Origin of the sequence: Azospira sp. I09 (genome assembly GCF_009177135.1) — a bacterium.
GTDB lineage: Bacteria > Pseudomonadota > Gammaproteobacteria > Burkholderiales > Rhodocyclaceae > Azospira > Azospira oryzae.
Genome location: NZ_AP021844.1, coordinates 3,728,493 through 3,751,948, shown reverse-complemented (window position 1 = coordinate 3,751,948; position 23,456 = coordinate 3,728,493). Strand labels below are relative to the sequence as shown.

Here is a 23,456-nt window from a genome sequence, read left to right as displayed (position 1 = left end):
TCACTGAGAGCGTACGGCAAGCCGTTCGTCATTGTTGCGGCCAAAAGGGTCTGTGGAGTTCGTAGCTTTATTGGCTTCAACGGTACCCAACGACAAATCTCCACCGAGTGCTTTGTACAGAGTCACTAGATTGGCTAGCTTGGCTTGGCGTACAGCGATCCAGTTCTGCTGGGCAGCATGTAAAGTACGCTGTGCATCCAAGACCTCTAGGTAACCAGATACGCCATTGTCGTATCTCTGTCTGACTAACTTGTAGGCAGCGTTGGAAGCATCGACCTGTCGCTGTTGTGCGGATAGCCGACCATCCAACGTTGCACGTACAGCCAAGGAATCTGCTACTTCGCGGAAAGCTGCCTGAATCGAGCGTTCGTAGCTGGCTAGCGCAATATCCCTATCTACCTCAGCTACCTTTAGGTTGGCGTTCAACCGACCACCAGTGAAGATCGGGATGCTAATCTGCGGCAGGAAGTTCCAGGCACGGCTAGCGCCATCGAAGAGGTCAGAAAGAGAGTCGCTGGCACGGCCAAAGCCACCGGTCAGGGTGATGCGAGGAAAAAAGGCGGCACGAGCAGCACCAATGTTGGCCTGCGCCCCGATCAAGACATGTTCTGCGGCAAGGATATCCGGCCGCCGCTGCAACAGGTCCGATGGCAGGCCGGTAGGCAGGTCTTGCATGGCAAGCATGGCCTCAAGGGGGGCATCCGGGTGTAACTCAGTCGGCAGCGGCGTCCCCACTAGCAGTTCCAGTGCGTTGCGATCCGTGGCTACCGTACTTTCCAGTGCTAAGGCCAAGTCTTGCGCAGCCTCCTGCTCTGCTTCCGCTTGGCGTAGCGTCAGATCGGAAGTGCTGCCGAACTCACGTAGTTGACGTTGAAGATCGTAGGCTTGCTGGCGGCTGCCTAAGGTGTCACGCGCCAGGGTAAGCCGTTCGATGTCTGCCGCCAGGTTAAAGTAAGTGACAGCTACTTCAGAGATCAGACCTATCCGGGAGGCGCGCTGAGCCTCTTCGCTAGCAAGGTACTGTTGCAAGGCTTGCTCGTTCAAACTGCGTACCCGGCCAAACAAATCGAGCTCGTAGGCAGTAACCCCTAAGTTGGCACTGTAAACATGGTTGACGACGGTAGTTCCGGTAGGAGAAACGGACGCTGGTGTCCTCCCAGAATTACCGCCCAGCCCTGCGCTTACCTCGGGGAAAAGGGTGGCACGCTGAATGCCGTACTGTGCCCGCGCCTTTTCAATATTGAGTACAGCCACCCGCAGGTCCCGGTTGTTGTCCAAGGCTAGTTGAACAACCTGGCGTAGGCGAGGATCAGCGACAAGGGTCTGCCAGGGGATGTCTATCGGTTTTTCGGCTAATACGCCGGTCGATTTTGGCCACTGTGTCGGGATCGGTGCGGCTGGCTGTTCATAGCGAGGTGCCAAGGTGCCCATACATCCTGTCAGTAGCGCGGCAACAAAGACGGGCAACAGCACGCGGATAGGTGCGGCACTCATGTGGAAGCCTCCTTCTGAGACAGATCAGCCTTAACGTCCCGTTTTTTCTGGAACAACGAGGACACCACGACGTAAAACAGCGGAATGAAGAAAATTGCCAGGAATGTCGCAGTGACCATGCCGCCAACAACCCCGGTACCAATGGCATGCTTACTGCCGGAACTGGCACCGCCTGATATCGCTAGTGGAAGCACACCCATGCTGAAGGCCAAGGACGTCATGATGATCGGTCGCAGGCGTAGTCGAGCAGCTTCCACGGCAGCCTGCGCCAGCGTGCGTCCCTGCCGTTCGTAGAGATCCTTCGCAAACTCGACAATGAGGATTGCGTTCTTGGCCGACAGGCCGACAGTGGTGAGTAGGCCGATCTGGAAGAACACGTCATTTTCCAGACCTCGCATTAGCACAGCGATGACCGTACCGATGACACCAAGTGGAACGACCAGAAGCACCGAGAATGGAATCGACCAACTCTCGTAAAGAGCTGCCAAGCACAGGAACACGGCAATAAGCGACAGCGCATATAGTGCTGGTGCCTGTGAGCCAGACAGACGCTCCTCGTAGGAAAGACCGGTCCAGGCCAGACTGATCCCGGGTGGCAGTTTCTCGGCAATCTCTGCAACTGCATGCATGGCATCACCTGAGCTATAGCCCGGTGCTGGCTGACCTAGGATTTCAATAGCCGGCACCCCGTTGTAGCGTTCCAGTTTGGGAGAGCCCTTCACCCACTTGCCGGTAGCAAAAGATGCAAAGGACACCATCTTGCCCTCGGCATTGCGCACGTACCATTTGCCAAAGTCTTCCTCGGTAATGCGCGCCTGGGGCACCCCCTGGACGAACACACGTTTGATTCGTCCCCGGTCGATGAAGTTATTCACGTAGGCAGACCCCCATACCGTCGACATCGTGGTATTTACGTCGGCCAGGCTGACACCATGGGTACGGGCCTTTTCGTCATCAATCAGGACTTGGTACTGCGGCTCATCATCCTTGCCGTTAGGGCGTACCATAGCCAGCGCCGGATGCTTAGTGGCCTCGACCATAAATTGTGTGCGTGCTTGCATCAGGTGCTCATGCCCCAGCCCGCTATGGTCCTGCAGGAAAAGGTTAAAGCCGGTCGCGTTCCCGAGTTCCATGATCGCTGGCGGCGGGAAGGCCAACACCACACCTTTCCGGATTTGCGCAAAGTGCTGCATGGCCCGTGCCTGGAGTTCAAATACGTTGCTCTTACGCTCTTCCCAAGGTTTAAGCTGGACAAAGGCCAAACCCGAGTTCTGCCCACGGCCAGCAAAGTTGAACCCGCTCACGGTAAACACAGCCTTGACGCTGTCACCCTCATTGTCCTTGAAGTGACGAACCACTTCGGTTAGGACTTCATCGGTCTGCTCCAAGGTGGCATTGGCGGGTAGTTCCACCTGCACGAACATCGTGCCCTGATCCTCACCAGGCAGGAAGGAGGTTGGGAGTTGCGGGAACAGGGTAGCCAGTGCCACTACAATCATGGCGAAGGCCAGCAGATAGCGCCCGCGACCGGCGAGAACGCGTCCGACACCACGCTCGTAGCGTTGCGCATTACGCTCGAAGCTACGGTTAAACCAGCCAAAGAATCCCTTCTTCGATTGGGGATCATGGTGTACCGGCTTGAGGATGGTGGCGCACAGGGCCGGGGTGAAGATCAATGCCACCAGAACGGATAAGGCCATGGCAGTGACGATGGTCAGCGAAAACTGACGATAGATCACACCGGTAGAACCACCGAAGAAGGCCATCGGTACGAACACCGCAGACAACACCAAGCCAATGCCAACCAAGGCACCGGAGATTTGGTCCATTGACTTGCGTGTCGCCTCCAACGGTGGCAGACCCTCCTCTACCATCAGGCGCTCGACGTTCTCCACGACCACGATGGCATCGTCCACCAGCAGGCCGATCGCCAATACCAACCCAAACATTGTCAGGATGTTGATGGTGAAACCAAATGCAGCCATGACGCCGAAGGTGCCCAGCAGTACCACGGGCACGGCGAGAGTCGGAATCAGCGTAGCACGCCAGTTCTGCAGGAACAGGTACATGATCAGGAAAACCAGCACGATGGCTTCGACCAGGGTGTGCACCACCCCGTTGATTGACGCGCTCACCACCGGCGCGGTGTCATAGGGATAGATGATCTTGACGCCGGGTGGCAGGGTCGGCTCCAACCGAGTCAAGGTTTCCCGTACTGCATTGACCGCCTCCAAAGTATTGCCGCCACTGGCCAGACGTAGAGCAATACCTGCACTGGGCCTGCCATCGGAAGTAGTGTTGAAGGTATACGTCTCTGACCCGAGCCCCACCTCCCCGACGTCGCGAAGACGAACCTGCGAACCGTCCGGGTTTACCTTGAGCAAGATGTTCTGGAATTGTTCCGGAGTTTGGAGCAGGGTCTTGCCAATTACGGTTGCGTTGAGTCCGACCTTCCCTGCGGTCGGGCGTCCGCCGAGTTGGCCAGATGAGACCTGTACGTTTTGCGCCTCGATCGCCGCAATCACGTCGCTGGGCATCAGCTTGTAGTTGTTAAGCTTGAGCGGATCGAGCCAGACGCGCATTGCGTTCTGGGCCCCCAATCCCAGGAAATCGCCAACACCTTTGGTGCGGGTCAGAGGATCCTGTAGCTGCGAGACAATCAGGTCGCCCAGCGCAAAGTTGTCCAACCGACCATCCTCGGATACCAGCGCGGCGACCAACATGAAGTTGATCTGATACTTGACTACGCGCAGGCCGAGTTGCTGCACCGCTTGCGGCAGCATGGGCGTAGCCAGTTGCAGCTTGTTCTGCACTTGCACTTGGGCGATGTTTGGGTCGATGTGTTGCTCAAAGGTGACGACGATAACCACACTACCGTCAGCGTTGCTTTCTGAGCGGATGTAGCGGAGGCCGTCGAGTCCGCTGAGTTGCTGTTCAATTACCTGAGTGACGGTGTCCTGCACGGTCTGCGCCGAAGCACCAGGATAGCTAGCCATGATGCCGATGGCCGGCGGCGCGACGTTGGGATATTGGTTGACCGGTAGAGAGCGGATTGACAAGGCGCCAGCCAGCATGATGACAATGGCAATGACCCAGGCAAAAATCGGGCGGTCGATGAAGAATCTAGGCATAACCCCCTCCCTACTTGCTTGCCTGGGCCTGTTGGCCGTCAGCTGCACGCGAGGATTCATCCGAAGTGGCCGGGACCGGCTTGACCTGCATGCCGGGCTGGACGCGCTGCAAACCGTCGATGACTACACGGTCGCCGGCCTTAATGCCGTCCCGAACCAGCCACTGACCGTCGACGCTGCGTTCAGTGCTCAGCGAACGCAGTTGAACAGTGTCCTTGGCATCAAGCACCAGCGCCACGGCCCTGCCCTGGCTGTCCCGGGTAACGCCACGCTGAGGAACCAGCAGCGCCTGGTCGCGTTCGCCCTCCTGCAGTTGTGCACGTACGAACATGCCCGGCAACAGGATTCCATCCGGATTCGGGAAAACTGCGCGCAACGTCACGGCACCGGTGCTTTCATCCACGCTGACTTCCGAGAACTGCAGCTTGCCCGCACGCGGGTAGATCTGGCCATTCTCTAGGGTTAGTCGGATTTCAGCCTGCCCCTCGCCAGCGCTCTTAACTCGACCGCTGGCAAGGTCAGCCTTGAGCTGTAACAGTGCTGTAGAGGGCTGGACGATATCGACATAGATCGGATCAAGCTGCTGCACCTTCGCCAGCACATTGGCCTGGTTTGCCGTAACCAATGCCCCCTGGGTTACCGACGAACGTCCGATACGACCAGAGATCGGGGCGGAAATACGGGTATACCCTAGGTCGATACGAGCGCTCTCTGCGGCTGCCTTGGCCTGAAGGAACTGAGAACGCGCATCGTCATATTGCTGCTGGCTGATAGCGTGCGACTGGATCAGCTTTTCATAGCGTTCAGAGAGTAAGCGGGCCGCTTCGAGGTTGGCTTCTGCCCGGGCCATGACGGCACGATAGGGAGCTGAGTCGATCTGATACAAAACTTGCCCTGCCTTGACCTGACTTCCTTCGCGAAATTCGCGCTGAAGTATGACCCCACCGACCTGGGGCCTGACTTCAGCCACCAGATAGGCGGTGGTACGACCAGGAAGTTCTGATGAGAGCCTCACCGTTCGGGGCTCAACCGTAAATACACTGACTTCGGGCAGAGGTGCCGCACCGGCGGGGCCTTGGGGCTTGTCGCAGGCAGCTAAAGTCATACAGACAGCAATCAGTGTTGCAGTACTGGCTGCCAGGGGCCTGTTTTTATGATTCATAAAATACGCTCGAATAGTTAGGTTGAACGACCGACCGATGTTTTGGGCAAGCCACTAGGCTGGGCAGCCAGAAGAGACAGTGAGTAAAGAAGATGCCTGAGAACTACCAATAGTTAGGTTGAACGACCAACAAACTGTTAATAGTATAGGTCGGTCGCCCGACCTAACGCAAGATGCGTTACAATAAATACCGGCAAAAATGGTTATCTGGCTTGCTACATAGTCAACACACTGACGTGGCAGCAGACCTATCTACGAAGGAAGAGAAAATGGCGACCCCAAAAAATTTGGACGAAACCTTGACTGCCAAGCGGCGGAAAGAACAGGTGCTGGCAGCTGCGGCTGATTGCGTGCGTCGCGAGGGGTTTCATCGGACAAGCATGTCGCAAATATCGGCGGCAGCGGGGATGAGTTCTGGTCACATCTATCATTACTTCGGCAACAAGGAAGGCATCATCGCAGGGATCGTTGCGCGGGAGTACAACGAATTGGGGCAATTGATCGATGAGGTCAAGGACGCCACCAAGGAAACTGACGCCATTTCGGCTATCGAGGACCAGGCGGTTAGAAGCGCCTCTCGCTACATTGACCATGGCAATGCTTCTCTGGCTATGGAAATCCTGGCCGAATCAGCACGTAACCCTGAAGTAGCAAACCTCATTCAGAAAAGTGACGAGGAAGTATTCCAGGCCTTTTACAATCTGTTCGGCGGCGGATCACCAGCGGTCAAGTCACGCTGCGAAATATTGGCAGCTCTTCTGGAGGGGCTATCCATCCGCGCCTTGCGGAATCCTAACCTAGACGTCACCTTGGATAGGGAGATGTTGCGGCGCGTCGTTCGGTACGTGATCACAAACTGACAATTTCTGCAGTCAGGTGGCAACCTTATAATCGCTAGCTAGTCAGCCCGGAGCTTGATAGATCGGGATGAAGTCATGCCTTCGTTGCGATGCTTGTGGGGATCCACCCCACTAACTCGTGGCAATAGTCGCTTCCCAACCGAAGCAGGGCGGTGGCACGAATTCGCTATCGCCTTAGACTCCCCTCTTTGCGCTGGTCATCAAAAAAATCTTGCAAGCGGCAGGAAGCCGCCTTAATCTTAACGAACGTTCAGTAGGTTACTCCTAAAGGTGACGCGCCATGGGAAGGCAAGTTGTCGCAAAAATGCGAGAAGAAATATTGGGGCAGGCGGTTCCGCTTTTCGCAAAGGTCGGATTCGAAGGCGTTTCGATGCGCGATATTGCAGCAACCGTTGGTGTAACCCCTGCGGCCTTGTATCACCACTTCTCCGACAAGGATGAGCTCTATCTGGCAGCCGTTGAGCATGCATTCGAGGGCAAGGTTGGCCCCTTTAAATCCATCCTGGATGGTACGGGAAGCTGCTGGGACCGACTGGAAGCGTTTATTACCCAATTTGCACGAGTGCTCGACAAAGAAAACGACTTTCGGCGCTTGATGCAATGGGTCATGCTGGACAGTGATGAACAACGTCTTCAACGCCTGGGGCACTGTATCTTCGGGAATCTGTTCAATGCCCTGCGCAATGTCGCCGGAGAACTCGACCCGGCCGGCAGTACCCACCTCCTAGCCGTATCCATCGTCGGCTTGGTCATCTACCACTTTGAGACCCAGGCAGTGCGACGCTTCCTGCAAGGTTATGACCAACAACGCGAAGCTCCTGAAGTAATCGCAAGACATGTTGTCGAACTACTACGAAACGGTCTCGGTGCTTCAGGCTCTTCAACATGATCCCTAGCAATGGGGCAACGTTAAAAACAGAGTTTCCTGTTTCCCGTCCAAAAGGAGCTACACCAATGAAACTGAAGAAATGGCTAGTCCTGTCTATGTTGACGTTCGGAATCACCACTGTTCAAGCAGCCGATGACGCTGCACTTCAAGCAATTGAAGCGTCCAAAACGTCTGCGCAAAAAGCAGAGGCAAGTGCCCAGAAGGCAACAGAGGACGCAAAAGAGGCAACTCGTAAGGCGGCGGAGGCGGCCAAGCTAGCGGTCGACAAGGCTGAGCAGGCCGTTAGCGACGCCTCGGCAAAGGCTCTTGAAGCAACGAAGCGTGCGGCAAAGGATGCCAATGAAGCGGCAAAGCTAGCAGTGAAAAAAACTGCTGAAGCCACCCGGGCAGCGACTGGTTCTACAAGAGAAGCCGCCCTGAAGGCCGAAGATGCAGCAAATGCTGCGGCACTTGCTACTAAGGAAGCACTACAAAAGACTGAAGAGGCAGCCAGAACCGCAGCCAAGTCGGGTAACGAGTCCGCACGTGAGGCAACTACAGCAGCACGTGACGCTGCTGCAAAAGCTTGGGAAGCCGCCAAAGACGCCGCCGAGAAGGCAGTAACTACGACCAAGGAGACTGCACGAAGCGTGAAGGAAGCCGTGACCAAGTAATCTGATGCATCAGGGGGATTCCAGCTAAGTCGTTGTCGGCACATGTACCCATGCCACCCTGACTACGAATGTTATTCCCAATTAATTCTCTATCGCAACGATTCATCAAGTTATCGAAAGGTGTGCCATGTCTGATGCAAATGGAAGTAATCCCAAGGGAAAAGACAAATTGATCGCCGACGTCAAGCAACTCGCGGCGGATGTCGAGGAACTCATAAATGCCACTGCCGAACAAACAAACAAGAAAGTTAGCAGTCTGCACACTCGCCTTCGGGGCAGCCTTAAAGCAACCCGGGATCAATTGATCGAAGTGGAAACCATTGCCGTCGACAAAACTACGGAAGCCTTCCGGGAAGCTGTTAAAAAGGCCTCAGAAGCCACTGAAGTAGCAGCTGCCGCTGTCGAAGATGCAATGCAGTCTGCCGAGGATGCCGCCAGGAAAACAGCGGAAGCAGGAAGGGATGCCGCCTTAAATGCGGCAGAGGCAACCCGAGAGGCCTCCCGTACCGCCGCCGCCGCCGCCAAAGAAGCTGCCACCAAGACCCTTGATGTCCTGAAACACTGGGGACAGTAGATCAGGAGGGCGGTTTGGTCATGACGGAACGATGCGTCCGTCATGACCTCCGTTACTACCATTCAGTAAATGGCCTAACCCTAGCCCCAACATAGACTCCACGTTCTGTGGACATGGAAATATGGCGCGTAGTTACCATTGGCTGTGTGCGGACCAGAAATTCATCCCGGTAGTGGAGAAGATTTCGGCTCACTTTGAGAAGTTCATTGTCAGCCCACTAATTGACTTGGCCGACCGGCGCCCCTTCTCTCCGAACGAGGAAGATCTATGCTATGGCAGACACTATCAATGATGCGTGATCTCGGACGACTGCACGAGATTGCCTCGATCCTAATTCGCTACGGCTTTGGTGACACAGTTCGCCGGATTGGGCTGGCCAATGTTCTAGAGCGTGCGGGTCGGGCACTGCGATGGAATGAGGCAGAAAATTTCGCCCACATGACACCGCCAGAGCGGGTACGGCGGGTATTGGCAGAGATGGGGCCTACCTTCGTCAAGCTTGGCCAAGTACTTGCCACCCGTGTAGATCTGTTCGAACCGGAATGGACCGCTGAATTCGGTAAGTTGCAGGACAGTGCCCCTCCTGCCTCCTGGATTGCCATCCAGCAGCAGCTGACGGAAGATCTCGGGGGGCCACCAGAAAGTATATTCGCGGCCTTTGACCCGGAACCACTGGCTGCTGCCTCCATTGCACAGGTTCATCGGGCGCGTCTCGAGAATGGCGACGACGTCGTGGTCAAGGTCCGACGCCCCGGAATTCAACCAATCATTGAGGCCGACTTGCGCTGGCTAGCACGCCTGGCGGAACTCGCGGAAACTGCCAGTCCTGAACTGCGCATCTTTCACCCACGTGAAATTGTGCGTCAGTTCGCCCAATCCCTGCGTGACGAGCTCGATTTTAGGGGCGAATGCCGCAATGCCGAACGTATCGCCGAGAATTTTCTCGGCTACACTGATCCTGAAAGCATCCCCACCCTGCAAGAAGGCGAAGCCGTGTTCGCCTCGGCGTCCGACATCATCCTCATTCCTCACGTTTATTGGCAATGGACCTGTGAGCGGGTGTGCGTGCAGGAATTTATCGAGGGAATTTCTGGTCGTCGACTGCAGGCAGTCGACGATGCTGGCCTAGACCGCAAGCTCCTTGCACGGCGTGGAGCCTTGGCAGTATTGAAGATGATTGTAGAGGATGGCCTCTTTCATGCTGACCCACATCCAGGCAACGTGTTCTATTTACCGGGCAACCGCATTGCCTTCATAGATTTCGGCATGGTTGGACGACTCACCGATGAGCGTCGCGAGCAATTAATACGGCTGCTGTTGGGGTTAGTGAGGAACGATGCCCGGGGCGTAACAGATGTAATGCTTGAATGGACCAGCGATGGAGTGGTGGACGAACAGGTATTGCTACTGGAAATCCAGTCCTTTGTCGATCGCTACCATGGTGTTCCTTTGAAGCAGCTACGACTTAGTTCGATGCTCTCTGACTTGGCTGCGATTCCGCGCCAGCATCAACTCGTCCTGCCAAGGGATCTCTCGTTGCTGATCAAAGCATTCATCACATTGGAGGGGCTAGGTCGAGAACTCGATCCTGAATTCGACATGGCGGGCCAGTCCCTGCCCTTGTTGGAAAAAACTATGCGAGAACAGTACTCACCGGCTGCCCTCCTCAAACGGAGTTGGCGGACGGCTGGGGAATTTTTGACCTTGCTTGCTGATCTCCCGCGGGACATATCCCGACTGTTACGTGCCGCTCGGCGTGGCCGGCTGGAGATTCATATCGATGTCTCTAACCTGAAACGCGTCGGCGATCAACTCGACAGTGCGGCTAATCGCCTAGTCATCGGCATTGTCGTAGCTGCTCTCATCATCGGTTCATCCATCGTCATGACCGTTCCCGGTGGCCCAACCCTGCTCGGGCTACCCTTCTTTGGCCTATTGGGATTCCTTGGTGCGGTAGCAGGCAGTACCTGGCTCCTCCTCTCTATTTTTTTCAGCAACAGGAAAATCTGAGCAGGGAAATGAAATCAGAATGAACGACAGGCAAGCATGATGGGGGAGATTGGTGCTATTCAGAGCGAAACGCTTCTTTGGGCTGCTCCCGGAGCGCTAGACATCTTCCTGCCTCACGCTGAGGCGCGCTCAAACCCGTCAGGACTGATGCTGCCCAGATGGCTATGACGGCGAGTTTCCGCTCCAACCAATTCCATGAGCTGGTTAACACTGCAAACCTCTAGGACCTCGATGATGAGCTAAAGGATTTCCTCAACACCGCAGCCAATAAATATTGTATGCACTATTTCCGTAACGAACTGTGGGAATGCAAGTCCGAGTCTGAATTTGATGTACTGGAGGAGGATTTCGCAACAATTGCAGCGTTCACGAACTCCGACTTCTGCGGCCCCATAAACTCAGTTCGGGAAGCTAAAGCGGAGTTCGAAGAACTCCAGTCAGCCTACGAAGAGCAGCAATACGACGAATTTAAGCATTCTTTTTCAAGGCCTGGGCATTCTGCTAGGTCGCGTGCAGCCAAATAGCTTGAAGCATGGGCTATTGCGAAACCATTAATCTGCGAAACACCTTCAATCCCAACGCTGCCATCGTCTTCGTCGGCAACCAAGCAGCAAGTAGGCGAAATTGGCATGATCATGAAATCGCCGAAACTGTCAGGCAAGACGAATTCCCCTTCTTTGGCATGGATTATTCCCCATCGCTTTCCGGCCAAAGCCTCTGCTTGGCGATCAAGAGCTAAGAGCATTAGTGGCCCGGCCATCATTCGCCCTGGAATGAATCCATCTGCGGTGATTGAAATCATCCCGTAATGCTCACCTTCGTCCATAACCCGGTTTAAAACGACACGCTCCGGCGTGCCAATATAAGCGTCTGGTAACGAATTTTTGGCACGGTGATGGCGAATCCGCCACAGGCTGTACATGCGCGAGATCGTCTCGAAGGCGCCCGGGTCCATTCGGTGTTCTCGCCCGTTGAGGATGTGACTTACGAGAATCCCAAACTGGCGCTCAATCGAGGCGACAATCTGTCCGTGCTCCAAACGCTGGTCCCATGCTCGATGCGTGACAAAGATATCGGCATTTGGCCCAAGACGGCGAATAGCCTCTGTCTCCAAGCTCAAGACTTGGAGCATGCCGTCCTGGCCCGCAAAGCGCCGCAATCCCGAGCGCGGATAGATGTGTTGAAGAATTGTGATTTGCTTTGGCCTAGCCGGCAGAGGAGTTGTGTTCATGATATTGGGTGATAATTAATCTTGGATCACTATATCGTCACGACATTCAGTTGAGACGTTACGGATGAATGCTCTTCAAATGGCAGTTTCGGCTTAGCCACTATCTTTGAGTAGTCGTGCCGTACGACTGCCCCACTCTAATAACTGCCATCAGTGGTTGAGTGGCAGCTAACTGGCGTACAGCAGCCCGATTCAGGCCAGAGGCCCCAAATCAGCTTTGGCTGAGAACTTGCCAGCAAGCAGTCGTCTGAAATATGAGCGGGACTTTGTCACCCCCCTTCATCCGATAGGGCCTGCAGGGCGGCACTGGGTCGATTTCCGCCGCACAGCCGTGATAGCCTGAACAGATGTGCACTCGCCACATTACTCCCGACCAAGCGGCCATGGAGCGCACTTGGCACATCGGCCGGCACAACCAGCCTAACTGGACTCGTGAGCTCTTTCCGCGGGCCCAAGGCCCGTTCCTGCGCCAAGGCGGGGCGGATGGTCTGGCCCTAGTGATTGGACAGTGGGGACTCATCCCCGCCTGGTCCAACACCCCGACTCTAAAATACTCGACGCAAAACTGCCGGTCTGAGGAGGCTGCGGATAAGCCAACCTACAAGGACGCCTGGCTTAAGGGGCAGCGGTGCATCGTCCCAGCCCTATCGTTTGATGAGCCATGTTGGGAAACAGGCAAGAACATCTGGTGGCACTTTCGGCGTGCCGACGGTCTTCCCTGGGGACTTGCCGGTCTCTGGAATACCTGGATTGACCGGAAGTCTGGCGAGGTGGTGGACAGTTACACCATACTGACCATTAATGCCGACAGCCACCCAATTATGAGCCGGATGCACAAGCCCGATCCCAAGTCCCCAGCCGAGCAGCAGGACAAGCGTAGCGTGGTGGCCATTGAGCAAGGCAATGTCGAACAATGGCTTATGGGAAACCTGGAGGAAGTGAAAGCGTTGCTGGTAGCGCCGGTGGCAGATCTAATCGACGCGGGGCCAGCTTGAGGAATCTGCCTCCACTGTTAGGACTGGCGTAATTTCAAAAAAAAAAAGAGCAGCGATAAAGGAGCGGGCAAATACCCGCTCCCATTTCTCATCAGCTTTAATTGCTGAAACACAATCGGCTATCTATGGCGTTAATCTTGGCCATTGCCGCCTTGTCGAATCAGTTGCAGTTCCGTAGATCCTGCATCTGGAGGTCAGCCTTCTTTACCCAGCCAATGAACTTGCCAGCGTTTGCTTCAGGATTCGGTTGGCCATAATCAGGCACGGTCTTCAGTCCCACCAATTTCCCCCCATTAGTTTGACTGACGGCATAAGCGCTGTAATCCAGGTTACCGATGGCTTGGGTACCTTCTGCATCCCGATAGATGGGTGCCTTCACCGTCTTACCGACCACACACTGACTTGCCCATTTGTCAGTCGGTGCGGCCGGAGCTACTGGGGCAACCTTCGGCTTGTTGATAACGTAGTTCAGCGTCAGTTGCGATACATAGTTGTTGAATTCAGACCACGCATCATTGGTGCAGCGCCAGCTCGAGCAGGAAGCCGTCTTGCGATCGATGCGTTGCGCCATCTGTTGCAGCTCTCCGAACTTCTCCTGCATGAACTTAGGATTTTGCTTCAGTGCGCCGATCTGGCGCTGTACCTCTTCCTGCATGTAGTACGTGCAATTCTCGGCATTCCAGTTACAAGCCTGAGCCACGGGGATTGCAAACAGGCCCAGTAACAGCACAGAAACTTTTTTCATCTGATTCTCCTTGGCGGATATCCGCTGATTCAGTAGGTAATAAAAAGGGCTGCCGGCGCGTCATGTCCGAGCAGCCCTGTGTTTCAGCGCCACCTGTGGTCTGGCGGCACGTTACTTCATGTATTTGACGGTCACTGTCCCCGCCAGCTTGTTCTTACCGATCTCATAGTCCGGATTGAAGGTGGCGAGGTTATGGAGCCCGATCCCGACTACCGCCCCCAGCCCCACCATTGCAGCCGGACTGAACGTTGCCGCCATGGAGGCCGCACGGTACTCGGTGAACACACGACAACGTAACCCGGCCTTTTCGACTCGGCCTTCGATCTTCTCTACGACCGCGCTGATGTTTGAAACTGCAACGACCTGGAACGACTTTCTCGCGTCGATAAGCGTGATGAGCTTCTCAATGGTGATCTCATCGGCAGTGAATTTCTGGATGTCCAACGACATGGCACTACTCCGGGATAGATTCGTTTAAGAGGAAGCCTGCATGCGCTGGCTTGCTTCAATACCTTGCCGCTTCATCCATTTCCCATAGGCGGCCACACCCAGCACCGAAATGGCGCCCACGACGAACGTGATGGCGTAGGACGCCAAGGTCTCAAGGGGGGATTGGTGGTACATCGCGTACTCCTTTCATTCCAACAGCGTATTTACTGACCCCTGGAATTTATATCAGACAGTTTGTTTTAACAACCACCTGGTTGCCCATTGCTACCCAGTGATATCCCACACTGGCGTCATGGCACGCACCCCAGAAAAAATCGCCTTTGCAGAACGCCTCCGCCAGGCCCTTGGTAGAAGCGCCCAGCGGATTTCCACACCGACTGAACTCGCCCTGCAGTTCAACCTGCGCTTTCCCGGGAAGCCTGTAACCAACCAAGCGGTGCAGAAATGGTTATCGGGTGACAACCGCCCGACCCCAGACAAGATTGAGATGTTGGCGAGCATGCTCAACGTTTCGTCCCTCTGGCTGCGCCATGGCATTGAGCAGGGACCAACGGGTCAGCCCCGTATTGCGGTCCTAGACCCGGTGACCGACCCCAGCGACGACGAACTGCGTCTCATCGGCCGTTACCGGCAACTGTCGCCCTACCAGCGGGAACTGGTGAGTGGTGTTGTCGAGCAACTGGCCCTCAACGTCACCACCCCCAACACTGACGCCTAGCCGCCCTCCCCTGCCTCACCGGAGGAAGCGCCGGTAGCACTCCCTGCCTGATCAAGACAGGCCTGCAGCTTGTCGCTGAGCCCGCCCTTGTCTTCGGACACCACCGGATAGAATTCCTCGACCACGGCCTCAGCCTCTTCCTCGCTGTCTTCAAAGGCCCCGTTGGCCAGGCCATTGCGTACCGCCACCTCCAGGGCCACCTGGTCAAATCCAGAGGCTTGGCGCTCTGCATCCATCCGCTTAGCCTCCAGCAAGGTCTCCGCGACACTCATGCCACTGCGTAGCGTGATATCCACGTAGTAGATCGGAGTCCCCAAGCTCTGTCGGGTAGATTTACCCCGCAATCTCAGCTCCAGGGGCAGGCAGGACAGCCGGTTACCTGAAATTGCCTGGAAATACTGCAGCCGGGCGATCAGAGTCCGGATACTGTTAAAACCCGTGGTCCGGAAGACAAAGCTCCCCAAGGGATCGTCATCACCAATCACGACATTGAGCCGGCCATAGGGCTTGCAGGCTCCGCCAGCACCGAATGGGCAACCGTCTGGGGCCGGACAGGGATGATTCTCGATGCCCGTCTTCGCCAGTCGCTTGCTGGTCTCGCCATTGCCAACGCAGACTGGCCGTCCGCTCTTCCGGTCGAACAGGGTGTATTCAGCACGGAAATTTAGATCGGGATCGTTGAACAGGAAACGGATCGGCATGCTACGAATCTTGCCGCCCTGGGCCTTGCGGAGTCCTTCGTCGTAGGGATGGGGGAGCCAGCCTTCTTTGCCTTGGACCTGGCTGGTCAGGGTAAATTGGTCGTCCTTCTCGGGGAGGCGTTTGCCATTCTTCTCGATGACCTTGCCAATCGAGATACGGCCGATGATGGGAGGCGTGATCGCCAGTCCTTTAAGCATTGGATTTCTCCTCACTGTAAAAAAATACCGCAGGGCCCGTTTAGGGCGCCGCGGTAGGGAATGGATGAAGGGTTGGGAGGTACAGGACTAGCCGATCAGGAAACGTCGGCTACCCGGTTTGGTGGTGGCGTACAGCTGTTTGACCTCGGGGTGATCCTGAAGCAACCGGCTGACATCGAGGATCACGCTGTCCTTAGCCTTCTTCCAGCTCACGGAACCGGTCTCGAAGGTGGCCCGACTGGCATCGCCCATGGCCTGCTGTAGCGTTTGCTTGAGCAGGGCTTCCACCTTTTCCTGCTCAGCGATGCTTTGCCGGACACTCACCAGGTCGGCGAAGGTGGCTGACAGATTGCGTTCTTGCCTGAAATTCAACTCCTGACCGCTGTCTTCCGGATAGAGACAGCGCAAGGCCAGTTCCGCCGATTCGGAACCGTCGGCCGGCGGTGGGATATCTTCCTCCACATAACGCCAGAAGCGCCGTTCCAGCTGAATCAGGCGCTCGATCAACGCGTCATCGCGTTCGATGTGATGGATTTCGAGATGCTGACCACCAAGCAGAACCGCCACATCCGCCGCCCGCTTACCGGTGACGGCCAGTTGGTGATGGACCTGCAGCTGGACATACTCGGGGACACCGTCTTTCCAGAGACGAGCTCCGTTGATACCGGCGGTCTTGCATTCGAGGATCTGTACCTCTTCCGTGCCGGTGACCTCCCGGTCGATGTTGGCGAGCATCCAGGCCTTATCAGGATCCGGATGTTGAAGGACGGCGTTGATGCGCCGGACCCGATGACCGGTACGCTTGGTGTAATGGGCCGCGACGATGGGTTCAAGGAGGGTTCCCCAGTAAGTCGGGCTCTCCTCGTCGTTCGGGTCGATCTTGGGGAGATTGCCATCACGACCGGTCTTCTCCAGCCAAAGCTCCAACTGGGATTGGTAGGGATTCAGCCCGCAGGCTGCTGCTGCATCCGACCCCCCAATACCTCGCGTCCGGACAGCCAACCAGTCTTCCCGGGGTAGTTCCTTGGTTTTGATCAGGCGCAAGGCCGGCCGTCCTTGGGTTGAAACAGCGTTAACTGCTTGTACTTGCATGAAATCACCTCATGGAAACAACGATGCCCAGCCCGCCAAAAGCGGTACTGGGCATCATAGGTAGGGAAGAAACTGACTTAGGCGACGAGCTGCAGAGCGGCATCCAGTGCACGTTGCTTGATGGCCGCCCCCTGGCCAAACCAGGCGGAATCCATCCGGTACTCGTCGCTGCGCGCCCGGCGCTCGTGGTCCACGTATTCCGTCACGGCGTTGAGCAAGCCCCAGGCGGTTTGCTTGGCCGCCTCCAACTCCGATCCCCGCCCTTGGCCTTCATAGAGAGCCTGAACCCGTTTCAAAGCTCGCTCGTTGGCGAGTTTTAAGGGTTCAGTAGCGCTAGCAGGGGCTTCACAGATCACCTTGAGGAAGTAGTTCATAGCCTCATGGCTATTGACCTTGCGTTCAGCCAAGGTCCGCATGCGGTACATGAAGCCATCCCAATGGGAAACTGCGATCCCGAGTTGCTTCTTGATGGCTTGGGGATCGAATCGAGTATTGTGGGGCACCTTGATTGCCTGGGTAGCCCCATTCACGGCAATGGTTAGGGTGTTGTTGCAGACGACCCGTATCGTGGTGGGCGTTGCTGTAGTGGCGAGGGTACCGTCGCAGCTCGTAGCCAAGAGAAGATAACCATTGACCTGGTCGCTCCCCTTCAAAACGCTGGACTGGCCAGTTTTGGCCAGGGCCCAGAACTTCTTGCCCCCCTTGAGTACCCCGGCTGTCTCCAGCTCATAACCGGATACCTCAGTGAGATCCCGGTAGAACTCCAGGACTTCACGAGGTTGAACCACCTGGTAGCGCTGAGAGACAACAGAAAGTGCGTCCTTGGTATCCGAGCGATAGAGCACCTTCTGTTCGGGGAAGGAATGGATCGAGCCCAGATTGCCTGCCGTATCAGCCATAAAGCGAACTGGGGTCTCCATGATCTGCCAGTCCATACCGGCTTCACGCTGCCAGACTTCGATGGGCTGTTTGGCGGGAAGATGATTGCCAAGGCCATGCCAGGGCTCAGCGCCGACATACGCCATTTGTTGAACGAGATGGGCCATGGAAGGCTCCTTTCTATAGAGAAAAGACGTGATCGGTCCTCCGCAAAGGACGGATGGACCGATATGTGTCAGGAACAAAAACGGACGGGAAGCCAGCCAACTACTGGCTAGGGATAGGTAGGAAACCTAATGGGAGATGGGCAACTACAGATCGGTAGTGGGAATGCTGAAGATGTAACCACAAGCAAGGCAATGGTGATTATCGAGCACTCGCTCATCAACCATTTCTCCCAGCTTGGCGCCAGCGATACCTCCAGTAGTCCCTCCGATAAGGGCCCCGGTGAGGGCACCAAGAATTCCCCCTACGACCATACCGGGAGGACCGGCAATGGCTCCAACGGTCGCGCCGACCTCGGCACCAGACCAGCAACCGACAGCTCCGCTTAGAGCGCCACCACAGGTGCCGATCAGGCCACCTGCTTTGCGGCCTCGGTTAAGGCTGACGATACGTGAGGACATGCAGTTTGGACAGTGATTGGACATAAATTCCCCTTGATGAATGGATAAGGAACAGGGGAAGAAACGGCATACCAACTAACCCCAGATCAGGGTTAATCAGTGACGGTTAGGGCAATACAGCCCCCTGTTCATAGGGGTGATATGTGACTGAAGTTTTTTTGAATCCCGCTGGCCGTACAACATCAATATTCATATACAGACTTACCCTCAGATCCGCTGACCAGAAGGCTTTCCAGATAGCAACAGAGTTGCTCTACCTGCTTACCCACTGACATCTTGCGACTGCGCTAACAGTGACATGAAAAACAACAGATGCCCAAAAGAGCACTTGCATAGTTTGCGAATTTTCGATAAAAATACGGCCAACTGGCATTGCATGTCAGTTGCACAGCTCTCCCGAGCGATACAGTGGGGAGAGCATCTCAACCGCAACGGTTGATCTCTAGGAGGTGCCCCCGCTCAGGGCGCTTCACTGTCTCAGGCGACCCCAGTCGCGCTGTGTTAACCAACGCCGTTCCCGGCCTTCTTGGCCCATGTCGGCACCCCGTATTCCCCATTTGGTTTTGCGCTTGCCCCTTACGGCAGGGTCTCTCTTGGTCTATTCCTGGAGTGCCTGGCCTCTGGTGGCGCCGCGAATTTAACAATTGCGATCTCTCTCCACCGGCATGCATGCCGCAGACAGAGAGACTACGAGGTTAGCTATGGCACGCAGCGCACTGTATTTATTACGCCTCTCTGAAGTCATCAAACGAGTTGGACTTGGTCGGTCTAGCGTCTACGCCAGGCTGGATTGCGATTCAAAGTACTACGACCCTACGTTTCCACGCCCGGTTTCCCTATCCCCCGTTGGACGCGGAACGGTAGCCTGGGTCGAGGATGAAATCGACACCTGGATTAGGCAACAGATCAGCAAGAGCCGCAATAGCGACACCCAAGACCAGTCGTCAAGAATTCACAGCGACTAGGGGAGGTAGCGACGTTAAGTCTGTATATCCCCGACATGAGAGCAATGCCCGTACTACGGGCAGATTCCCATCTAAGGCCCCTTTTGCCGACGAGGAATTCAGCTTCTTCAATTCCGCATGTATATAGGATTGAATATAGATTAAATCTTAAATATCAATACGATACAAAGAACACAACACTTTAAATAGGGCACATATGCAGAAGTCCCAATGGTCTGGTCATTGATGCTTCTGAACGTGGAAAAGTACAGGATGCACGACCATGAAACCATATGAGAAACAACTTGCTCACGATGCACTGCTGCAATCGATCATCACTGACTTTCACTACCCACGAACTGCCCCACAGGGGGGCCTTTACTGGGATCGTAGCTGGGCACTGAGCGAGCTCCTCTTTAAACAACTTCACATTGACGGAATGTTGTGCGACGCACTGAAGCGGTCAGAAGGGAACGTCTTTGTGCTAGACAAAACCTTGGAGAGTACAGTCCTCCAGAAAACGTACCGAGCAGGGGAACTGTTCTATGCATGGGTAAGTCAGGAAATCCCCTTGCTACCACCTAATTATGAACTTCCTGAACAGTCAACTTTACTGAGCGCTACTGCACGTCGTCTTGGTTTCGGAATGTGTCTATTTTCAAAGGCCGATCCACTAATCATCTTGAACAACGACGGTCTGCGGCAAGGGGAACTAATCAATTCCTTTGGACGACGGGTATATGAACAAATGACCAAAGCAGGCACCAAGAACAGTGAAAGCGTCCGGAAGCGAAGCATTTCCACTGCCTTGAAAAAGACCGAACGGTACTTTGATCGCTTATCCCATAACCATGGGGAAGCAGTAGGCTGCTTACGACTGGAACTCCACCATTCCCCAGAACTGCGTCTGGAGGCAAGCACACGCCAACTAAATGCCTTTATCACAACACTACAGCCCCACTACGGCCCAGAAGAGCTTTTCGGGTACTGGTGGAAGAGACGGTATATGCCTGAATGTGGCTATGGCTACCACTTCATCCTGTGCTTTAACCCCCGTAAAGTCGATTGGGAAAGGCTCTTTACCGCCATTTCTCAGAAGTGGAACCAAGCCACCGAAGGACATGGCCTAAGTGTTTACTGGTCACACTCACCGGAGAACCACCGAAGCTGGGGATCATTGAGCTTTTCCCGACTTTCTCATGCCCACCCCTTGGAACCTGTAATGGATAGCCTGCGGATGATGTTGATGAGTGAGCGCTATCTGCGCTTAACGCCCTACCATAAATACGATCACTACGGCATGGGCGACCTTCCCGCTGCATTAACACTTGATGAGTATTGGTGCGCCAATTCCAAGCTAGTTGCGGCCTAACAAGAAAGGGGTCGGAATGAACTTAGGGCACCGTTACAATAACTCCGATGTCATTAACCGAGACCTTTGTCGCAAAGTCTATGGTGATTTCTCAGACGCTCTCTTCGTTACTGACGAAGAGAGTTCATGTCGTCTCACCCGAAAGTTTTACGCATCCGTGATGGCTGACTTAGTCTCCTTTGTGGAAGATGCCACAAAAAGTAAGGAGATTCCATTTTTGCCACATATTGCGGGATCCGGCAGGTCTGGATACGACTTTACTCCACTTGCTGAGCGCTATTTCCATAGGCTTCCTCTCTTTATCACAACAATTGGAATGCTTTCGAGTAAATATCGTTACAGCGAGCATATCGAAGCATTCAATGACGCTTGGATTAGCTTACACCTTCATGACCTAGGAATGATCTGGCGAGATATTTGGTCCACCTCCATGGCCAGGCACCCCAGTGGAAGATCATTTGGGGAAATATTCAATGCAATCGTTGAGAAGCTCCGCCATACGTGGACTCAAAACGGTTACAGGGAGCGTTTCCGACGACGGGTCTATGAGTCGAACAGGCGTACTCAACAATACAAGAACTACATCAACGCCTGGTTCGAAAAACAGGCAACGATCAATTTCTGTCGCATCGACCTGTACTACAGGAAAGAGCTCTGGAATGACATAACCTTCGAGAAGCTCAGCACTGACCTTGATCACCTTTGTGCAAATTTTAGATGCAACACCATATTTCGAGGTCTGAGAGGGTACATCGCCAAGATTGAATACGGCTTAGGGAAAGGCCCCCATATCCACATGATTTTTCTATTCGACACCGAGGCAAAACAAGGTCGTTGTCACATCTTCCACACCCAAAAAATCGGTGAATATTGGGTCAAAACCATCACTAAAAAAAGTGGCGAGTATTGGAACTGCAATGCAAAGGCCAGCCAATATGAGCAGTTAGGAAAACTAGGGATCGGGCCAATTCATGTCAGCGACAAGAAACGACGTCACAATTTATCTGAAATCGTGATCCCTTATCTATGCAAAACAGACCAGTTTGTACGCCCAGAATTTGCCCCCCGAAATCGCCTCATGCGTCGAGGCAAATGGCCGCGCGCAGAGCCTAAAAAATTGGGTGCTCCCAGAAAAGCTCGAAACACTGACGACAGTCACTTCTCCCCCCTATAGTCATAGAGGGGGGAGCAAGTCACCTTCCACCATCTACATATCCGAAAAACTGGCAGTTACGCCACTCCAAGATTGGGAGAAATAACATTTTCTTTTAGATTATCAAGGTAATTAGCCCATTCCTGCATCATTACCCTGCGCTCTTTTAAAAATTTGGTTCGGTTGTATGCCGTTCCCAAGTTATCCGGTACGCGATGAGCCAGTTGGTGCTCAATTACCTCGGGTTTAACATGTAATTCTTCAGCCAAAATAGTACGTGCCATGGCGCGAAAACCGTGACCAGTGATATCCGTTTGAGTGTTATAGCCCATCCGACGCAATGCGGCATTAATGGTTGCGCCACTCATCGGATTGGCCCGGTCCCGCCCAGGAAAAACAAAATCGCCACGACCCGTCAGCGCATAAAGTTCACGAAGAATCCCTATGGCTTGGGTTGCCAGTGGTACAAGATGCTGGGTTTGGGTCTTGGTAACAAGATAACGCCACTCACCTCGCTCTAGATCAAAGTCTCTCCACCGCGCATGGCGCAACTCCCCTGGGCGAACAAAAAATAGTGGCGCCAACTTCAAAGCACAGAGGACAACAAAGGTTCCTGAGAAGGCATCAATAGCCCTCAACAACTCGCCGACTTTTTCTGGTTCAGTAATTGCAGCGAAATGAGAAACCTTAACCGGAGGGAGTGCGCCACGGAGATCACCAACTGGAGAGCGTTCAGCCCTTCCCGTAACTACCGCATAGCGAAATGCCTGCCCTGACACGCGTAAAGCAAGATGGGCCGTCTCTATCACACCTCTTGCTTCGATCCGGCGGACCACAGCCAACATCTCTGGAGCAGTGATATCCGCTATTGGCCGCGCACCGACCCATGGAAAAACATCCCTTTCAAAGAGTCGGATAACCTTATTGGAATAGCTGGCCGACCAACCTACCGACTTCTTTGCCCACCATTCACGGGCCACGGCCTCGAAGGAATTAGCCGCATTGGCAACCATGGCCATCTTCGTTGCCTGCTTGTGAAATCCGGGGTCGACTCCGTTTGCCAAAAGACGACGAGCATCATCCCGACGCTCTCGTGCCTGCTTCAAGCTCACCTCTGGATATACCCCCAACGCAAGTAGCTTTTCTTTTCCCAAAAAGCGATACTTCACGCGCCAGTACTTGGATCCATTGGGGTTTACGAGAAGGAACAAACCCCGCTCGTCCGAGACTTTATAAGGTTTATCAGCGGGCTTGGAGGCCTTGATTGCAAGTTCGGTCAGCGCCATTTGGGGGTACATCACTCAGAGAGGCAACAAGATACCCCACCTTATACCCCCAAACCCCTCTGGATTTCAATGGACGCCATTGAACACATCGGACAACAAAAAAGGCCGAAACCCGCATAAATACTGGGAAATTCAGCCTTAGTTGGACAGCTTTGGAATGGTTACTGGTGCCGGGTACCGGAATCGAACTGGTGACCTTCGCATTACAAGTGCGCTGCTCTACCTACTGAGCTAACCCGGCGGGGCCGCCATTATAACCGAGGCATGCCCCCTGACGTGCTGTCGCATATAGA

General features: G+C 54.6%; 21 protein-coding genes and 1 tRNA gene. 10 read left to right on the top strand and 12 right to left on the bottom strand.

Annotated elements, in window-relative coordinates; genetic code table 11:
• Genes AZSP09_RS17585 through AZSP09_RS17575 form a run of 3 tightly spaced genes read right to left on the bottom strand, consistent with a single transcriptional unit; the run spans position 1 to position 5,787 of the window.
• On the bottom strand, positions 1-1,494 hold the full coding sequence (locus AZSP09_RS17585; protein WP_152090792.1) for an efflux transporter outer membrane subunit: 1,494 nt from the start codon (positions 1,492-1,494) through the stop codon (positions 1-3).
• Positions 1,491-4,625: an efflux RND transporter permease subunit gene (locus AZSP09_RS17580; protein ID WP_152090791.1), complete on the bottom strand. Its 3,135-nt coding sequence runs from the start codon at positions 4,623-4,625 to the stop codon at positions 1,491-1,493. Before AZSP09_RS17580 ends, AZSP09_RS17585 begins: the two co-directional genes overlap by 4 nt.
• A 10-nt stretch (positions 4,626-4,635) precedes the next feature.
• Positions 4,636-5,787 carry an efflux RND transporter periplasmic adaptor subunit gene (locus AZSP09_RS17575; protein ID WP_152090790.1) on the bottom strand — a complete coding sequence of 384 codons (1,152 nt, stop codon included), beginning with the start codon at positions 5,785-5,787 and terminating at the stop codon, positions 4,636-4,638.
• A gap of 269 nt (positions 5,788-6,056) precedes the next feature.
• Here AZSP09_RS17575 and AZSP09_RS17570 point away from each other — a divergent pair, with 269 nt between their 5' ends.
• The 5 genes from AZSP09_RS17570 (at position 6,057) to AZSP09_RS17550 (ending at position 10,773) form a co-directional block, all read left to right on the top strand.
• The gene (locus AZSP09_RS17570; protein WP_152090789.1) at positions 6,057-6,647 is read left to right on the top strand and encodes a TetR/AcrR family transcriptional regulator; all 591 of its coding nucleotides are present in this window, start codon (positions 6,057-6,059) and stop codon (positions 6,645-6,647) included.
• Positions 6,648-6,927: 280 nt separating this feature from the next.
• The gene (locus tag AZSP09_RS17565; protein WP_152090788.1) at positions 6,928-7,536 is read left to right on the top strand and encodes a TetR/AcrR family transcriptional regulator; all 609 of its coding nucleotides are present in this window, start codon (positions 6,928-6,930) and stop codon (positions 7,534-7,536) included.
• 65 nt (positions 7,537-7,601) lie between these two features.
• Complete coding sequence (locus AZSP09_RS17560) at positions 7,602-8,189, top strand: hypothetical protein (protein WP_152090787.1); 588 nt, start codon at positions 7,602-7,604, stop codon at positions 8,187-8,189.
• A gap of 127 nt (positions 8,190-8,316) precedes the next feature.
• Entirely contained in the window at positions 8,317-8,763 is a 447-nt protein-coding gene (locus AZSP09_RS17555) for a DUF883 domain-containing protein (RefSeq protein ID WP_152090786.1), read from the top strand.
• A gap of 288 nt (positions 8,764-9,051) precedes the next feature.
• A complete protein-coding gene (locus AZSP09_RS17550; protein ID WP_442858678.1) occupies positions 9,052-10,773 on the top strand; it encodes an ABC1 kinase family protein in 1,722 nt (573 codons plus the stop codon).
• Positions 10,774-11,215: 442 nt separating this feature from the next.
• Here AZSP09_RS17550 and AZSP09_RS17545 read toward each other — a convergent pair whose 3' ends face one another.
• A complete protein-coding gene (locus AZSP09_RS17545; RefSeq protein ID WP_172974796.1) occupies positions 11,216-11,905 on the bottom strand; it encodes a hypothetical protein in 690 nt (229 codons plus the stop codon).
• A gap of 446 nt (positions 11,906-12,351) precedes the next feature.
• Between AZSP09_RS17545 and AZSP09_RS17540 the strand changes: the two genes are divergently transcribed.
• Positions 12,352-12,999, top strand: coding sequence for an SOS response-associated peptidase (locus tag AZSP09_RS17540; protein ID WP_152090783.1), 648 nt, complete (start codon positions 12,352-12,354; stop codon positions 12,997-12,999).
• A gap of 160 nt (positions 13,000-13,159) precedes the next feature.
• Here the strand turns inward: AZSP09_RS17540 and AZSP09_RS17535 are convergent, their stop codons facing one another.
• The 3 genes from AZSP09_RS17535 to AZSP09_RS20015 form a co-directional block, all read right to left on the bottom strand.
• Positions 13,160-13,744, bottom strand: a complete 585-nt coding sequence (locus AZSP09_RS17535) for a hypothetical protein (RefSeq protein WP_152090782.1) — start codon at positions 13,742-13,744, stop codon at positions 13,160-13,162.
• A gap of 111 nt (positions 13,745-13,855) precedes the next feature.
• Entirely contained in the window at positions 13,856-14,194 is a 339-nt protein-coding gene (locus AZSP09_RS17530; RefSeq protein WP_152090781.1) for a hypothetical protein, read from the bottom strand.
• Positions 14,195-14,218: 24 nt separating this feature from the next.
• Complete coding sequence (locus tag AZSP09_RS20015) at positions 14,219-14,368, bottom strand: hypothetical protein (RefSeq protein WP_172974795.1); 150 nt, start codon at positions 14,366-14,368, stop codon at positions 14,219-14,221.
• Between the two features lie 313 nt (positions 14,369-14,681).
• Between AZSP09_RS20015 and AZSP09_RS20725 the strand changes: the two genes are divergently transcribed.
• A complete protein-coding gene (locus AZSP09_RS20725; RefSeq protein WP_232058822.1) occupies positions 14,682-14,912 on the top strand; it encodes a hypothetical protein in 231 nt (76 codons plus the stop codon).
• Here AZSP09_RS20725 and AZSP09_RS17520 read toward each other — a convergent pair.
• The 3 genes from AZSP09_RS17520 to AZSP09_RS17510 all read right to left on the bottom strand — a co-directional run bounded on the left by AZSP09_RS17520 (position 14,909) and on the right by AZSP09_RS17510 (position 17,949).
• Positions 14,909-15,811, bottom strand: coding sequence for a recombination directionality factor (locus tag AZSP09_RS17520; protein ID WP_152090779.1), 903 nt, complete (start codon positions 15,809-15,811; stop codon positions 14,909-14,911). The genes AZSP09_RS20725 and AZSP09_RS17520 overlap by 4 nt on opposite strands.
• Before the next feature lie 87 nt (positions 15,812-15,898).
• Positions 15,899-16,903, bottom strand: coding sequence for a YqaJ viral recombinase family nuclease (locus AZSP09_RS17515; protein ID WP_152090778.1), 1,005 nt, complete (start codon positions 16,901-16,903; stop codon positions 15,899-15,901).
• A 77-nt stretch (positions 16,904-16,980) separates the two neighbouring features.
• Entirely contained in the window at positions 16,981-17,949 is a 969-nt protein-coding gene (locus AZSP09_RS17510) for a DUF932 domain-containing protein (protein WP_014236879.1), read from the bottom strand.
• Positions 17,950-19,073: 1,124 nt separating this feature from the next.
• Between AZSP09_RS17510 and AZSP09_RS20770 the strand changes: the two genes are divergently transcribed.
• From AZSP09_RS20770 to AZSP09_RS17490, 3 genes are all read left to right on the top strand, one after another.
• A complete protein-coding gene (locus AZSP09_RS20770; protein WP_420794894.1) occupies positions 19,074-19,373 on the top strand; it encodes a helix-turn-helix transcriptional regulator in 300 nt (99 codons plus the stop codon).
• A gap of 262 nt (positions 19,374-19,635) precedes the next feature.
• Positions 19,636-20,724 carry a hypothetical protein gene (locus AZSP09_RS17495; RefSeq protein WP_014236876.1) on the top strand — a complete coding sequence of 363 codons (1,089 nt, stop codon included), beginning with the start codon at positions 19,636-19,638 and terminating at the stop codon, positions 20,722-20,724.
• 160 nt (positions 20,725-20,884) lie between these two features.
• Positions 20,885-21,898, top strand: a complete 1,014-nt coding sequence (locus AZSP09_RS17490) for an inovirus-type Gp2 protein (protein ID WP_157870605.1) — start codon at positions 20,885-20,887, stop codon at positions 21,896-21,898.
• A 56-nt stretch (positions 21,899-21,954) separates the two neighbouring features.
• On the opposite strand, the gene AZSP09_RS17485 is transcribed toward AZSP09_RS17490, so the two are convergent.
• Together AZSP09_RS17485 and AZSP09_RS17480 are read right to left on the bottom strand one after the other, a co-directional pair.
• Positions 21,955-23,163, bottom strand: a complete 1,209-nt coding sequence (locus tag AZSP09_RS17485) for a tyrosine-type recombinase/integrase (protein ID WP_014236874.1) — start codon at positions 23,161-23,163, stop codon at positions 21,955-21,957.
• A 165-nt stretch (positions 23,164-23,328) separates the two neighbouring features.
• Positions 23,329-23,404 (bottom strand) — tRNA-Thr (locus AZSP09_RS17480).
• Positions 23,405-23,456 lie beyond the last annotated feature (52 nt).

Coding starts and splice junctions, on each gene's coding strand:
- AZSP09_RS17585 (WP_152090792.1), bottom strand. CDS start 1,494: ATGAGTGCCGCACCTATCCGCGTGCTGTTGCCCGTCTTTGTTGCCGCG.
- AZSP09_RS17580 (WP_152090791.1), bottom strand. CDS start 4,625: ATGCCTAGATTCTTCATCGACCGCCCGATTTTTGCCTGGGTCATTGCC.
- AZSP09_RS17575 (WP_152090790.1), bottom strand. CDS start 5,787: ATGAATCATAAAAACAGGCCCCTGGCAGCCAGTACTGCAACACTGATT.
- AZSP09_RS17570 (WP_152090789.1), top strand. CDS start 6,057: ATGGCGACCCCAAAAAATTTGGACGAAACCTTGACTGCCAAGCGGCGG.
- AZSP09_RS17565 (WP_152090788.1), top strand. CDS start 6,928: ATGGGAAGGCAAGTTGTCGCAAAAATGCGAGAAGAAATATTGGGGCAG.
- AZSP09_RS17560 (WP_152090787.1), top strand. CDS start 7,602: ATGAAACTGAAGAAATGGCTAGTCCTGTCTATGTTGACGTTCGGAATC.
- AZSP09_RS17555 (WP_152090786.1), top strand. CDS start 8,317: ATGTCTGATGCAAATGGAAGTAATCCCAAGGGAAAAGACAAATTGATC.
- AZSP09_RS17550 (WP_442858678.1), top strand. CDS start 9,052: ATGATGCGTGATCTCGGACGACTGCACGAGATTGCCTCGATCCTAATT.
- AZSP09_RS17545 (WP_172974796.1), bottom strand. CDS start 11,905: ATGCTCCAAGTCTTGAGCTTGGAGACAGAGGCTATTCGCCGTCTTGGG.
- AZSP09_RS17540 (WP_152090783.1), top strand. CDS start 12,352: ATGTGCACTCGCCACATTACTCCCGACCAAGCGGCCATGGAGCGCACT.
- AZSP09_RS17535 (WP_152090782.1), bottom strand. CDS start 13,744: ATGAAAAAAGTTTCTGTGCTGTTACTGGGCCTGTTTGCAATCCCCGTG.
- AZSP09_RS17530 (WP_152090781.1), bottom strand. CDS start 14,194: ATGTCGTTGGACATCCAGAAATTCACTGCCGATGAGATCACCATTGAG.
- AZSP09_RS20015 (WP_172974795.1), bottom strand. CDS start 14,368: ATGTACCACCAATCCCCCCTTGAGACCTTGGCGTCCTACGCCATCACG.
- AZSP09_RS20725 (WP_232058822.1), top strand. CDS start 14,682: ATGTTGGCGAGCATGCTCAACGTTTCGTCCCTCTGGCTGCGCCATGGC.
- AZSP09_RS17520 (WP_152090779.1), bottom strand. CDS start 15,811: ATGCTTAAAGGACTGGCGATCACGCCTCCCATCATCGGCCGTATCTCG.
- AZSP09_RS17515 (WP_152090778.1), bottom strand. CDS start 16,903: ATGCAAGTACAAGCAGTTAACGCTGTTTCAACCCAAGGACGGCCGGCC.
- AZSP09_RS17510 (WP_014236879.1), bottom strand. CDS start 17,949: ATGGCCCATCTCGTTCAACAAATGGCGTATGTCGGCGCTGAGCCCTGG.
- AZSP09_RS20770 (WP_420794894.1), top strand. CDS start 19,074: ATGCATGCCGCAGACAGAGAGACTACGAGGTTAGCTATGGCACGCAGC.
- AZSP09_RS17495 (WP_014236876.1), top strand. CDS start 19,636: ATGAAACCATATGAGAAACAACTTGCTCACGATGCACTGCTGCAATCG.
- AZSP09_RS17490 (WP_157870605.1), top strand. CDS start 20,885: ATGGCTGACTTAGTCTCCTTTGTGGAAGATGCCACAAAAAGTAAGGAG.
- AZSP09_RS17485 (WP_014236874.1), bottom strand. CDS start 23,163: ATGGCGCTGACCGAACTTGCAATCAAGGCCTCCAAGCCCGCTGATAAA.